Genomic DNA, 12,306 nt, shown 5'->3' with positions numbered 1-12,306 from the left:
GACCTAGGCTGACGGCATGGCCGACCCAGCGACCTATCGCCCGAAGCCGGGGGAGATCCCCACGTCGCCCGGCGTCTACCGGTTCCGCGACGCGCACGGCCGCGTGATCTACGTGGGCAAGGCGAAGAACCTGCGGGCGCGGCTGTCGAGCTACTTCCAGGACGTCGCCCACCTGCACCACCGCACGCAGAGCATGGTGACCACGGCGGCGTCGGTCGAGTGGACGGTGGTGGGCACCGAGGTCGAGGCCCTGGCGCTCGAGTACTCGTGGATCAAGGAGTACGACCCGCGGTTCAACGTGAAGTACCGCGACGACAAGTCGTACCCGTTCCTCGCGGTGACCATGGGGGAGGAGGTGCCCCGCGCCCAGGTGATGCGCGGCGCCAAGCGCCCCGGCACGCGCTACTTCGGACCGTACGGCCACGCCTGGGCGATCCGCGAGACCCTCGACCTCCTGCTGCGGGTCTTCCCGATCCGCACCTGCTCCGCGGGCGTCTACCGCCGAGCGCACCAGACCGGCCGACCGTGCCTGCTCGGGTACATCGACAAGTGCTCGGCGCCCTGCGTCGGGCGCATCACCGTCGACGACCACAAGCAGCTGGCGCAGGACTTCTGCGACTTCATGGCCGGCGACACCCAGCGGTTCGAGCGGCGCCTCACCGCACGCATGAACGAGGCCGCCGCGTCCATGGAGTACGAGCAGGCGGCCCGGCTGCGCGACGACATCCAGGCGCTGCGCCGCGCCACGGAGAAGAACGCCGTCGTGCTCCCGGACGCGACCGACGCCGACATCTTCGCCCTGGCGGGGGACGAGCTCGAGGCCGCCGTCCAGGTGTTCCACGTGCGCGGCGGGCGCATCCGCGGGCAGCGCGGCTGGGTGGTGGAGAAGGTCGAGGACGTCACGGACGCGGAGCTCGTCGAGCACCTGCTGCAGCAGGTGTACGGCGCGGTCGAGGACGCGCGCGCGGCGGCGGAGGTGGCGGACCTCGACTCCGAGGGCCGCGCCGCGTCCCGGCGCGAGACGCGCGACGCCGTCCCGCGGGAGGTGCTGGTCCCGGTGCTGCCACCGGACCCGGAGCAGATGACGGCGTGGCTGAGCGGCCTGCGCGGAGCCCGGGTGGAGCTGCGGGTGCCGCAGCGTGGCGACAAGCGCGAGCTCGCCGCCACCGTGAGGGCGAACGCGGAGCACGCCCTGACCCTGCACCGGACCCGCCGTGCGGGCGACCTCACCACCCGGAGCCAGGCGCTCCGGGAGATCCAGGAGGCGCTGGGGCTGGAGTCCGCCCCGCTGCGCATCGAGTGCTACGACATCTCCCACACGCAGGGCACGTACCAGTCGGCGTCGATGGTGGTGTTCGAGGACGGTCTGCCGCGCAAGAGCGAGTACCGCACCTTCTCGGTCCGCGGGCCCGAGGGCGACGGGGCACGGGACGACACGGCGGCCATGCACGAGGTGATCACGCGCCGGTTCCGGCGATACCTGGCCGACCGGCTGGCGTCGGGCGACGTGGAGCTCGACGACAGCGACGACGACCGCGACGGTGCGAGGGCGTCCGCACGGGTCCCCGCCCGTCCGCGCTCGGGCGAGGTGCCCGCCGAGGAGCCGGGGGAGCGCAAGCGGTTCGCGTACCCGCCGAACCTCGTGGTCGTCGACGGCGGGCCGCCGCAGGTGGCGGCGGCGCAGCGCGCCCTCGACGAGCTGGGCGTCACCGACGTCGCGCTCTGCGGGCTCGCGAAGCGGCTCGAGGAGGTCTGGGTGCCCGGCGAGGACTACCCGGTGATCCTGCAGCGCTCCTCGGAGGGCCTCTACCTGCTGCAGCGCGTGCGCGACGAGGCCCACCGGTTCGCCATCACGCAGCACCGGCGGCGTCGGAGCAAGGGCATGATCACGTCGGCCCTGGACGACGTGCCCGGCCTCGGGCCCACCCGTCGCAAGGCGCTGCTGACCACGTTCGGGTCGGTGAAGAAGCTGCGCGCGGCCAGCGTCGACGAGATCGCCGCGGTGCGGGGGATGGGCAGGCGCACGGCGGAGGCGGTGGTCGCCGCCCTCGGCAGGGACGGCGGCGCACCCGACGCGGCGTCCGGGGCGACCTCGGCGGACGTGCCGACCGGCGCTGGCAGCGCGCCGACCAGCCACGACGGTGCGGGTCCTGGCATGCTGGGCGCATGAGCGAGCCGGACCCCATCACCGTCCCGCAGGGCATCCCCGAGATCGAGGCCACGACCCCGGCTCCGGAGCAGGCCGAGACCGAGGTCCTGATCATCACCGGCATGTCGGGCGCCGGGCGCTCGCGTGCCGCGGGCGTCCTCGAGGACCTCGACTGGTTCGTGGTCGACAACCTGCCGCCGATGATGATCGTGCCGCTCGTCGACCTCATGACCCGGGCCGGCTCCTCCGTGGAGCGGCTGGCGGTCGTGGTCGACGTGCGCGGGCGGGAGTACTTCGCCGAGCTCACCCGGGTGCTGCAGCACCTGCGCGACGCCGGGGTGAACTACCGGATCCTGTTCCTGGACGCGCGCGACGAGACCCTGGTGCGGCGCTACGAGAGCGTCCGCCGCCCGCACCCCCTGCAGGGCGAGGGCCGGATCCTCGACGGCATCGGCGAGGAGCGTCGTGCGCTCGCGTCGATCGCCGAGCGCGCCGACGTCGTCATCGACACGTCGGAGCTGTCGGTGCACGACCTCGCGCGCGAGGTGCGCGCCGCCGTCGCGGACGGCGCGCCCGACGCGCTGCGCGTGAACGTGCTCGCCTTCGGCTTCAAGTACGGCATCCCGCTCGACGCCGACCACGTCGTGGACGTGCGCTTCCTGGCGAACCCGTACTGGATCACCGAGCTGCGTCACCTGACGGGGCGCGACGCCCCGGTGCGGGAGTACGTGCTCGCCCGGCCCGGGGCGCAGGAGTTCGTGGACCGGTACGTGGCGGCGCTCGAGCCGGTCCTCGCCGGCTACCTGGCCGAGGAGAAGCGGTACGTGACGATCGCCGTCGGGTGCACGGGGGGCAAGCACCGCTCGGTCGCGATCGCGGGCGAGATCGCCCAGCGGCTGCGGGACGCGGGCCAGCGGGTCTCCCTCACGGCGCGCGACCTGGGGAAGGAGTGACGGCGCCGGTCGGGAGCCCGGGGGCGCCGGCGGTGACGGCGCTCGGGGGAGGGCACGGCCTGTTCGCGAGCCTGTCCGCGCTGCGCCTGATGTCCGACCGGCTGACCGCCGTCGTGACGGTCGCGGACGACGGCGGGTCGTCGGGCCGCCTGCGTGACGAGCTCGACGTGCTGCCGCCCGGCGACCTCCGGATGGCGCTCGCGGCGCTGTGCGACGACTCCGAGTGGGGTCGCACCTGGAGCGACCTGCTGCAGCACCGGTTCGTCTCGGGCGGCAGCCTGGACAAGCACGCCATGGGCAACCTCCTGATCGTCGCGCTGTGGGAGCTGCTCGGCGACACGGTGACGGGGCTCGACTGGGTCGGCCGGCTGCTCGGCGCGCGGGGTCGCGTGCTGCCCATGGCGTCGGTGCCCCTCGTGGTCGAGGCGGACGTGCGTCGCGACGGCGTGGCGACCCTCGACACCGTCGTCGGGCAGAGCCGCGTCGCCGTGTCCGAGGGCCGGATCGAGCAGCTGCGGCTGGTGCCGGCGGACCCGCCGGCGTGCCCGGAGGCGGTGGAGGCGGTCCGCACCGCGGACTGGGTCGTGCTGGGCCCGGGATCCTGGTACTCGTCGGTGCTCGTGCACCTGCTGGTGCCGGAGCTCGCGAAGGCTCTGCACGAGACCGACGCGCGCGTGTGCGTGACGCTCAACCTGGCCGCCGAGCGCGGCGAGACCCAGGGGCTGACCGCGACCGACCATCTCGAGGCGCTGTACCGGCACGCGCCGGGGCTGCGCGTCGACGCGGTGCTGGCCGACCCGTCGGCCGTGGAGGACGTGGACGAGCTCGCCGACGCCGCCCAGGCCGTGGGCGCCCGGCTCCTCATGCGCCAGGTGCGTCGCGGCGACGGGACGGCGCGCCACGACCCGCTGCGCCTCGCGGCGGCCTACCGGGACGTGTTCGAGGGCGTCTACGGGGACGTGTGACCGCTGCCCGGCGGCACGCTGCCGACGGCTCGGGGTGCTTGCCTCGCGTGGCAGGATGACGCCATGGCGCTGACGGCAGAGGTGAAGGACGAGCTCGCGCGGATCAAGGTGACCCGGACGTCGTGCCGCAAGGCCGAGGTCTCGGCGACGCTGCGGTTCTCCGGCGGGCTGCACATCATCTCGGGCCGCGTGGTGATCGAGGCGGAGCTCGACGACGAGGCGGCCGCGGCGCGGCTGCGGCAGTCGATCACGGAGCTCTACGGGCACACGAGCGACCTGATCGTGGTGCAGGCCGGGGGGCTGCGCAAGAACAACCGGTACGTGGTGCGGGTGGTGCGCGACGGCGAGTCGCTCGCCCGCCAGACGGGCCTGCTGGACTCCCGGGGGCGGCCGGTGCGTGGCCTGGCACCGGAGGTCGTGTCGGCGGGCGTCGCGGAGGCCGAGGCGGTGTGGCGGGGCGCGTTCCTCGCGCACGGGTCGCTCACGGAGCCCGGCCGGTCGATGGCGCTGGAGGTCACGTGCCCCGGGCCCGAGGCGGCGCTCGCGCTGGTCGGCGCCGCGCGGCGCCTGGGCGTGCAGGCGAAGTCCCGGGAGGTGCGGGGCGTGGACCGCGTCGTGGTCCGCGACGGCGAGGCGATCGGGGAGATCCTGCGGCGCATGGGTGCCGTCCGCACCCGCGAGATCTGGGAGGAGCGGCGTGCGCGGCGCGAGGTGCGCGGCACGGCCAACCGGCTCGCGAACTTCGACGACGCGAACCTGCGGCGGTCGGCGCGGGCCGCCGTGGCGGCGGGCGCCCGGGTGCAGCGCGCCTTCGAGATCCTGGGCGAGGACGTGCCCGAGCACCTGCGCCAGGCGGGGGAGCTGCGCCTGGCGCACAAGCAGGCCTCCCTGGAGGAGCTGGGGCAGCTGGCGGACCCGCCGCTGTCCAAGGACGCCGTCGCGGGCCGGATCCGGCGGCTCCTGTCGACGGCGGACAAGCGGGCGCTCGAGGTCGGGATCCCGGACACCGAGTCCGGCCTGAGCCCGGAGCTCCTCGACCTCTGACGGCGTCCGGCCGCCCGGGCGGACAGGCCTCGCGACGCGCGTCGGCCGGCTCTGGCCCGGGTCCTGTCCATATGGTCAGACCACATGTCTCACGGTGCCGTCGAGGGTCAGCGGCACGGCCCGTTCGGGTATAGGCTCATTCCGTCAGGTGACGACGACGTGACCCGAGGCTGACCGCCCGGTGGAAGAACGTCGGGTGGTTCCGGGGTCACGACGTGAATCATCAGCACGCCCCTCGCGGCGTGCGGAAGTCGGCATCAACCGTGTGCGCCGGGATCTCACCGGCGCGCCCTGAGGAGGGCAATCGTGACCATCCGCGTCGGGATCAACGGCTTCGGTCGGATCGGACGGAACTTCTACCGCGCTCTCGTGGAGTCGGGTGCGGACATCGAGGTCGTCGGCGTCAACGACCTGACCGACAACAAGACTCTGGCCCACCTGCTCAAGTACGACACGGTGCTCGGCCGCTTCCCGAAGTCGGTCGACTTCGACGACGAGAACATCATCGTCGACGGCCAGAAGATCCGTGCGCTCGCGGAGCGCGACCCCGCGAACCTCCCCTGGGGCGAGCTGGGCGCGGACATCGTCATCGAGTCCACCGGCTTCTTCACCGACGCCACCAAGGCCAAGGCGCACATCGACGCCGGCGCCAAGAAGGTCATCATCTCCGCCCCGGCGAAGAACGAGGACGCGACCTTCGTCATGGGTGTGAACAACGACCAGTACGACCCGGCCGCGCACCACATCATCTCCAACGCGTCGTGCACGACGAACTGCCTCGCGCCGCTCGCCAAGGCCCTCAACGACTCGATCGGCATCGAGCGTGGTCTCATGACGACGATCCACGCGTACACCGGCGACCAGAACCTGCAGGACGGCCCGCACAAGGACCTCCGCCGCGCCCGCGCCGCCGCGCAGAACATCGTGCCGACCACCACGGGTGCCGCCAAGGCTGTCGCCCTGGTGCTCCCGGAGCTGAAGGGCAAGCTCGACGGCTACGCCCTGCGCGTCCCGGTCATCACCGGTTCGGCCACCGACCTCACCTTCGAGGCCCCGAAGGAGGTCACGGTCGAGGAGGTCAACGCCGCGGTCAAGGCCGCCGCCGAGGGCCCGCTCAAGGGCACCCTGGAGTACGTGGACGACGAGATCGTGTCGTCGGACATCGTCACCAACCCGCACACGAGCATCTTCGACTCGAAGCTGACCAAGGTGATCGGCAACCAGGTCAAGGTCGTCTCGTGGTACGACAACGAGTGGGGCTACTCCAACTCGCTCGTCGCGCTGACCGTCCACGTCGGCGAGAAGCTCTGACGACTCCGGCGCCCGACACCGCTCGAGCGTGAGTCACGACGTCCGCGTGCGCGCCGAACTCCGGCCGCGCACGCGGACGTCGTCATGTACGGACCAGATCACCCCGGCCCAGGACGTGCGGACGCATGAGGGTCGCGCCGCGCGCACCGGGCCCTGACGGACAGGTGTGCCCCATGAAGACCATCGACACCCTGGGCGAGCTGCGCGGCAAGCGCGTCCTCGTCCGCTCGGACTTCAACGTGCCGCTCGACGGCACCACCATCACCGACGACGGCCGGATCAAGGCCGCGCTGCCCACGCTGAAGCGCCTCACGGACGCCGGCGCGCGCGTGGTCGTGACCGCCCACCTCGGCCGCCCCAAGGGCGAGCCGAACCCCGCCTACTCCCTGGCGCCCGTGGCCGCGCGCCTCGGTGAGCTGCTGGGCCAGGACGTGGCCCTGGCGGCCGACGTCACCGGCCCGTCGGCCCAGGAGACCGTCGCCGCCCTGGCCGACGGCCAGGTCGCGCTCCTGGAGAACGTCCGGTTCGACGCGCGCGAGACCTCGAAGGTCGACGCGGAGCGCGAGGAGCTGGCCGGCGAGCTGGCCGCGCTGGCCGACGCGTTCGTGTCCGACGGCTTCGGCGTCGTGCACCGCAAGCAGGCGTCGGTCTACGACGTCGCGAAGCTGCTCCCGGCCGCGGCCGGCGACCTCGTCCTCAAGGAGGTCGAGGCGCTCTCGCGCGCCACCACCGACCCGCAGCGCCCGTACGCCGTCGTCCTGGGCGGCTCGAAGGTCTCCGACAAGCTCGGCGTCATCGAGAACCTCCTGACGAAGGCGGACCGGCTGCTCATCGGTGGCGGCATGGTCTTCACCTTCCTCGCCGCGCAGGGCCACTCGGTGGGCTCGTCGCTGCTCGAGGCCGACCAGGTGGACACCGTCAAGGGGTATCTCGCCCAGGCCGCCGAGTCGGGCGTGGAGATCGTGCTCCCGACCGACATCGTCGCCGCCGACTCGTTCGCCGCCGACGCGCCCCACCGCACCGTCCCGGCCGACCAGATCCCCGACGGGACGATGGGCCTCGACATCGGCCCCGAGTCCGGTGCCCTGTTCGCCGCGCGGCTCGCGGACGCGAAGACGGTCGTCTGGAACGGCCCGATGGGCGTGTTCGAGTTCGCGGCGTTCGCCGCGGGCACCCGCGCCGTCGCGCAGGGCATCGTCGACGCGACCGCGGCCGGCGCGTTCTCGATCGTGGGCGGTGGCGACTCGGCCGCGGCCGTGCGCGCGCTCGGCTTCGACGAGGACGGCTTCAGCCACATCTCCACCGGCGGCGGCGCCAGCCTGGAGCTGCTCGAGGGCAAGGAGCTCCCGGGCCTCGCGGTCCTCGCGGACTGACAGCCTTCCGATCCTTCCCACCCCAGCACGAGAGAACGAGGAGCCCATCGTGGCCACCACCCGCACGCCCCTGATGGCGGGCAACTGGAAGATGAACCTGGACCACACCGAGGCGATCGCCGCGGTGCAGAAGCTCGCGTGGACGCTCAAGGACGCGAAGCACGACTACGAGGCCGTGGAGGTCGCCGTCCTGGCGCCGTTCACCGACCTGCGCTCCGTGCAGACCCTCGTGGACGCCGACAAGCTCGGGGTGCGCTACGGCGCCCAGGACCTGTCGACGCACGCGTCGGGCGCCTACACGGGCGAGATCTCGGGCCCGATGCTGGCCCGCCTGGGCTGCACGTACGTGGCGGTCGGGCACTCCGAGCGCCGCGAGTACCACGCCGAGGACGACGCGCTCGTGAACGCCAAGGTGCGTGCCGCCTTCGAGCACGGGCTCGTGCCCATCCTGTGCGTCGGGGAGGGGCTGGACGTGCGCAAGGCCGGCGAGCAGGTGTCCTACACCCTCGCGCAGGTCGACGCCGCCCTCGCCGACGTGCCGGCGGAGCAGGCCGCGCAGGTCGTCATCGCCTACGAGCCCGTCTGGGCGATCGGCACCGGCGAGGTCGCGACGCCGGACGACGCGCAGGAGGTCTGCGGTGCGATCCGCGGCCGCCTCGCGGAGCTGTACGACGCCGAGCTCGCCGCGGGCGTGCGCGTGCTGTACGGCGGGTCGGTCAAGTCGGGCAACGTCGCGCAGATCATGGCGCAGCCCGACGTCGACGGCGCGCTCGTCGGTGGCGCGAGCCTCGACCCGGTCGAGTTCGCGAAGATCGCGCGCTACCAGTCGCACGTCGCCTGACGCGACACCCCACGGCGGGCCCGGACCCGTCCGACGGACGCCTCCCGAGGATCGTCACCCGATGGAAACATCGGTGTTCGCCTCGAGAGGCGTCCGTCACTTACTCTTGACCCGGCCGGGACGACGTCCTGGTCGGGTGACGAACAGAAGCCCGCCCCGCGGGACGGACGACGAACGAGGACAGCCGAGGACACCGTGGACGTTTTGCAGATCATCCTTCAGGTTCTCCTGGTGATCACCAGCGCCTTCCTGACCCTGCTCATCCTGATGCACAAGGGCAAGGGCGGCGGTCTGTCCGACATGTTCGGCGGGGGGATCTCGAGCGCCGCCGGAAGCTCCGGCGTCGCCGAGCGCAACCTCAACCGGATCACGGTGAGCTTCGCACTCGTCTGGTTCGTCGTGATCGTGCTGCTCGGCCTCATCACGAAGGTGAGCTGAGGCCGCACGACCGCGACCGTCACCGGCCCGGGCTCAGGCTCGGCCGGTGCGGGGGCAACGGAGCCGGGTGGCGAGCCCGGCTCCACGGTTCACGAAGATCGTCCGTGGGCGTACGCCCACTGAGTCGAAGGTGAGGACGACAGGACGTGGCTACAGCCGGTCATGCGATCCGGGGCTCGCGCGTGGGCGCGGGTCCGCTGGGAGAGTCCGAGCGCGGCGAGGCGGCACCCCGGGTGCGGGTCTCGTACTGGTGCGCGAACGGGCACGAGACGACGCCGAGCTTCTCGGCGAACGAGGGCGTCGAGCCCCCGGAGTTCTGGGACTGTCCGCGCTGCGGCTTCCCCGCCGGGCTGGACGCGGCCAACCCGCCGGAGCCGGTGCGGAACGAGCCGTACAAGACGCACCTCGCATACGTGAAGGAACGCCGGTCCGAGGAGGACGGCGCCGCCCTCCTCGAGGAGGCGCTCGCGACCCTGCGGGCACGCCGGACGGGCCTGCGCCGGGCGAGCTGACGGCGGCGGGTCGGGCTCCGACCCGACGGGGTGTCCACCTGTCGAGACGGTGGCGTAGTCTGGCCGCATGTTCGAGGAAGGACAGCTCTACGCCCCCGTCACCGAGGACGAGCACGGCGTCACGGTGCACCTCACGGACGACCACCCCGGCGCGAACGACCCGGAGTACCGGCGCCGCCGGGAGGTCATCGCCGGCCCTGCGTTGCGCTGGTCGCCGGGAGACCCCGTGCCCCGCGTCGAGTACACCGACGGGGAGAACGAGATCTGGCGCACCGTGTGCGCCGAGCTCGCGCCCAAGCACGAGCGCCTGGCGATCCGTGGGTACCTCGAGGGCAAGGAAGCCCTCGGCCTGCCGACCGACCGGGTGCCGCAGCTCGACGAGGTGAGCGCGGGCCTGGAGCCGCTCAGCGGCTTCCGGCTCCACCCCGCCGCGGGGCTGGTGCCCCTGGACCAGTTCTACGGGTCGCTCGCCGACGGCGTCTTCCACTCCACGCAGTACCTGCGCCACGGGTCGCAGCCCCTGTACACCCCCGAGCCGGACATCATCCACGAGGTCGTCGGGCACGGGAACCTGCTCGCCAACCCGGCGATCGCCGAGGTGAAGCGACGGGCGGGCGAGGCCGCGCGGCGCTGCGAGACGGCCGAGGGACTGCAGTTCGTGGCGGACGTCTTCTGGTTCACCATCGAGTTCGGCGTGATGTACGAGGACGGGGAGCTGCGGGCGTACGGCGCCGGCCTGCTGTCCTCGTACGGCGAGATCGAGGAGTTCCGTGGCGCCACGATCCTGCCGCTCGACTTCTACTCCATGGGCACCGTGGAGTACGACATCTCGCACTACCAACCGACCCTGTTCGCGTGCGACGGGATGAGCGAGCTCACCGAACGGGTGGGGGAGTTCTTCGCCGAGTTCGACGACGAGACGCCCGCCCGCCTGCTCGCCGACCGGCACCGGTCGGCGAGCTAGCAGGTCAGGCGGCCGGGCCGGCCGCGGCGGCGGCGTCCAGGAGCCACAACGTGCCCTCGGTGCCGCGGGCCCCGGCCGCCGGGACGTCGGTCACCGCGCCGCCGGCGAGGGCGGCGGCGGCCTGGGCCGCCTTCTCGGCACCGGCCGCGACGACCCACACCTCGCGCGCCCGCCGCAGGGCGTCGAACGTGAGCGAGACGCGCTCCGGCGGCGGCTTCGGGGAACCGTGCACCCCGACCGTCGCGCCGCGGGCCGACAGGCCGTAATGCCCGGGGAACAACGAGGCGACGTGCCCGTCCGGGCCCATGCCCAGCAGCAGCACGTCGAACGCCGGGACGGCCGGCTCCTGCGAGTCGGCCGCGGGCGAGGGGGCGAAGGCCGCGAGCTCGGCGGCGTAGGCCGCGGCCGACTGCTCCGGCGTCTCGACGGTGTCGCCGTCGAGCACGGCACCGCGCGCGGGCATCGCGTGCACGTGGGCGCCGGGCAGGCCGGAGTCCGCGACGAGCGAGTCCACGAGGGCGGCACGGGCCTGGGTCTCGTTGCGGTCGGGGTCGCCGTCCGGCAGGAACCGCTCGTCGCCCCACCACAGGTGCACCCCGGACCAGTCCACGGCCGCACGCAGCGGGCTCGCGGCAACGGCCTCGAGCGTCTTGATGCCCACGGTGCCGCCCGTCAGCACCGCGTGCACCGGCGTGCGGACCGACTGCGCGTCGAGCAGGCGGGTGAGCAGCCGGGCCGCGGCGGCCTCCGCGAGGACGGCCGGGTCCGGGTGCACGACGACGAGCGGCGCGCTCACGCCCGGGCCTTCGCCGTCGACTTCGCCTTGACGGTCTCGACCCGCGTGAGGCCCTTGGTGAGCACCTCGCCGTAGAGCTCGTCGGGGTCGAGGCGCCGCAGCTCCTCGATGAGGGCCTCGCTCAGCGCGCGGATGGGCAGCGCCATGCGGCGCTCCGGCTTCTCGGGCTGCGTGATCGACACGACGCGGCCGTCGGGGCGGTCGAGCACGATCGGCCCGCTCCTGCGCTCCAGAGTCACGCGGGTGATCGCGTCGTCGCTGTCGGTGCGCACGACCGTGGCAGGGCAGCGCAGGCGCTGGCCGAGCCAGGCGGCGAGCAGGTCGAGCGACGTGTGCTGCTCCTGACCCTCGACGGTCACCGCGGTGACGGGCTCGAACGGCGGCTGTTCCACCGCGGCCGCGATGAGCCCGCGCCACAGGGTGACGCGCGCCCACGCCAGGTCGGTGTCGCCGGGGCTGAACGTGCCCGCCAGCCGGTGCAGCATCGCGACCGGGTCCGCTGCCGTCGTCGTGTCCGTGATGCGGCGCTGGGCCATCGCGCCCATCGGGTCCGCCGACGGGGCGTCCGGGCCGCCGGTGGGCCACCAGACGACGATCGGGGCGTCCGGCAGCAGCAGGGGCATGACGAGCGTGTCCGGGTGGTCGAGCATCGGCCCGCCGGCCCGCAGGACGACGACCTCCGAGGCGCCGGCGTCGCCGCCGACGCGGATCTCGGCGTCGAGCCGCGGCGCGGAGCGGTCGCGCTGCGCGAGCGGCGCGATGACGACGACCCGGCACGGGTGCTCGTGGCTGGCCTGGTTGGCGGCGCGGACGGAGTCCTCGATGTCGGCCTCCTCCGCGACGACGACGAGGGTGAGCACCCGGCCGAGCGCCACGGCGCCGCCCTCGTCGCGCAGGTGGGCGAGCCGCTTGCCGACCGCGTTCGTGGTCGTGTCCGGCATGTCGATGATCATCGGGGCT

12 protein-coding genes are annotated in these 12,306 nt (G+C 73.2%); 10 read left to right on the top strand and 2 right to left on the bottom strand.

From position 1 onward, the window contains the following. The first annotated feature begins 16 nt into the window (after positions 1–16). The 10 genes from uvrC (at position 17) to ACFQ8E_RS18285 (ending at position 10,550) form a co-directional block, all read left to right on the top strand. Complete coding sequence (gene uvrC / locus ACFQ8E_RS18330) at positions 17–2,170, top strand: excinuclease ABC subunit UvrC (RefSeq protein WP_430551995.1); 2,154 nt, start codon at positions 17–19, stop codon at positions 2,168–2,170. Further along, a complete protein-coding gene (gene rapZ / locus ACFQ8E_RS18325) occupies positions 2,167–3,102 on the top strand; it encodes an RNase adapter RapZ (protein WP_430551994.1) in 936 nt (311 codons plus the stop codon). Before uvrC ends, rapZ begins: the two co-directional genes overlap by 4 nt. A gap of 32 nt (positions 3,103–3,134) precedes the next feature. Next, positions 3,135–4,067 carry a uridine diphosphate-N-acetylglucosamine-binding protein YvcK gene (gene yvcK / locus ACFQ8E_RS18320; protein WP_430551993.1) on the top strand — a complete coding sequence of 311 codons (933 nt, stop codon included), beginning with the start codon at positions 3,135–3,137 and terminating at the stop codon, positions 4,065–4,067. 63 nt (positions 4,068–4,130) lie between these two features. Then, a complete protein-coding gene (gene whiA, locus ACFQ8E_RS18315) occupies positions 4,131–5,111 on the top strand; it encodes a DNA-binding protein WhiA (protein ID WP_429729139.1) in 981 nt (326 codons plus the stop codon). A 306-nt stretch (positions 5,112–5,417) separates the two neighbouring features. Next, positions 5,418–6,422, top strand: coding sequence for a type I glyceraldehyde-3-phosphate dehydrogenase (gene gap, locus ACFQ8E_RS18310; RefSeq protein WP_429729141.1), 1,005 nt, complete (start codon positions 5,418–5,420; stop codon positions 6,420–6,422). A gap of 173 nt (positions 6,423–6,595) precedes the next feature. Next, on the top strand, positions 6,596–7,795 hold the full coding sequence (locus ACFQ8E_RS18305) for a phosphoglycerate kinase (RefSeq protein WP_430551992.1): 1,200 nt from the start codon (positions 6,596–6,598) through the stop codon (positions 7,793–7,795). A gap of 73 nt (positions 7,796–7,868) precedes the next feature. Further along, positions 7,869–8,636 (top strand): triose-phosphate isomerase, encoded by a 768-nt coding sequence (tpiA, locus tag ACFQ8E_RS18300; protein WP_430552021.1) that lies wholly within the window; start codon positions 7,869–7,871, stop codon positions 8,634–8,636. A 195-nt stretch (positions 8,637–8,831) separates the two neighbouring features. After that, positions 8,832–9,074 (top strand): preprotein translocase subunit SecG, encoded by a 243-nt coding sequence (secG, locus tag ACFQ8E_RS18295; protein ID WP_380326827.1) that lies wholly within the window; start codon positions 8,832–8,834, stop codon positions 9,072–9,074. Positions 9,075–9,220: 146 nt separating this feature from the next. Next, positions 9,221–9,586, top strand: coding sequence for an RNA polymerase-binding protein RbpA (locus tag ACFQ8E_RS18290; RefSeq protein WP_430551991.1), 366 nt, complete (start codon positions 9,221–9,223; stop codon positions 9,584–9,586). 67 nt (positions 9,587–9,653) lie between these two features. Then, a complete protein-coding gene (locus ACFQ8E_RS18285; protein ID WP_430551990.1) occupies positions 9,654–10,550 on the top strand; it encodes a phenylalanine 4-monooxygenase in 897 nt (298 codons plus the stop codon). A 4-nt stretch (positions 10,551–10,554) separates the two neighbouring features. On the opposite strand, the gene pgl is transcribed toward ACFQ8E_RS18285, so the two are convergent. Both pgl and opcA read right to left on the bottom strand, forming a co-directional pair. Continuing rightward, complete coding sequence (gene pgl, locus ACFQ8E_RS18280) at positions 10,555–11,346, bottom strand: 6-phosphogluconolactonase (protein WP_430551989.1); 792 nt, start codon at positions 11,344–11,346, stop codon at positions 10,555–10,557. Continuing rightward, positions 11,343–12,299, bottom strand: coding sequence for a glucose-6-phosphate dehydrogenase assembly protein OpcA (opcA, locus tag ACFQ8E_RS18275; RefSeq protein WP_430551988.1), 957 nt, complete (start codon positions 12,297–12,299; stop codon positions 11,343–11,345). The genes pgl and opcA overlap by 4 nt, the downstream gene beginning before the upstream one ends. Positions 12,300–12,306 lie beyond the last annotated feature (7 nt).

The sequence above is a fragment of the Isoptericola sp. NPDC056573 genome, assembly GCF_042793335.1.
Classification (GTDB): Bacteria; Actinomycetota; Actinomycetes; order Actinomycetales; family Cellulomonadaceae; genus Isoptericola.
The sequence above is the reverse complement of the archived record's forward strand: the minus strand, read 5'-3'. Positions and strand labels throughout refer to the sequence as shown.

What these genes read in the sequence shown, in the direction of transcription:
- whiA (WP_429729139.1), top strand. Translation starts at nt 4,131, where the DNA reads ATGGCGCTGACGGCAGAGGTGAAGGACGAGCTCGCGCGGATCAAGGTG.
- opcA (WP_430551988.1), bottom strand. Translation starts at nt 12,299, where the DNA reads ATGATCATCGACATGCCGGACACGACCACGAACGCGGTCGGCAAGCGG.
- ACFQ8E_RS18305 (WP_430551992.1), top strand. Translation starts at nt 6,596, where the DNA reads ATGAAGACCATCGACACCCTGGGCGAGCTGCGCGGCAAGCGCGTCCTC.
- rapZ (WP_430551994.1), top strand. Translation starts at nt 2,167, where the DNA reads ATGAGCGAGCCGGACCCCATCACCGTCCCGCAGGGCATCCCCGAGATC.
- uvrC (WP_430551995.1), top strand. Translation starts at nt 17, where the DNA reads ATGGCCGACCCAGCGACCTATCGCCCGAAGCCGGGGGAGATCCCCACG.
- tpiA (WP_430552021.1), top strand. Translation starts at nt 7,869, where the DNA reads ATGGCGGGCAACTGGAAGATGAACCTGGACCACACCGAGGCGATCGCC.
- ACFQ8E_RS18285 (WP_430551990.1), top strand. Translation starts at nt 9,654, where the DNA reads ATGTTCGAGGAAGGACAGCTCTACGCCCCCGTCACCGAGGACGAGCAC.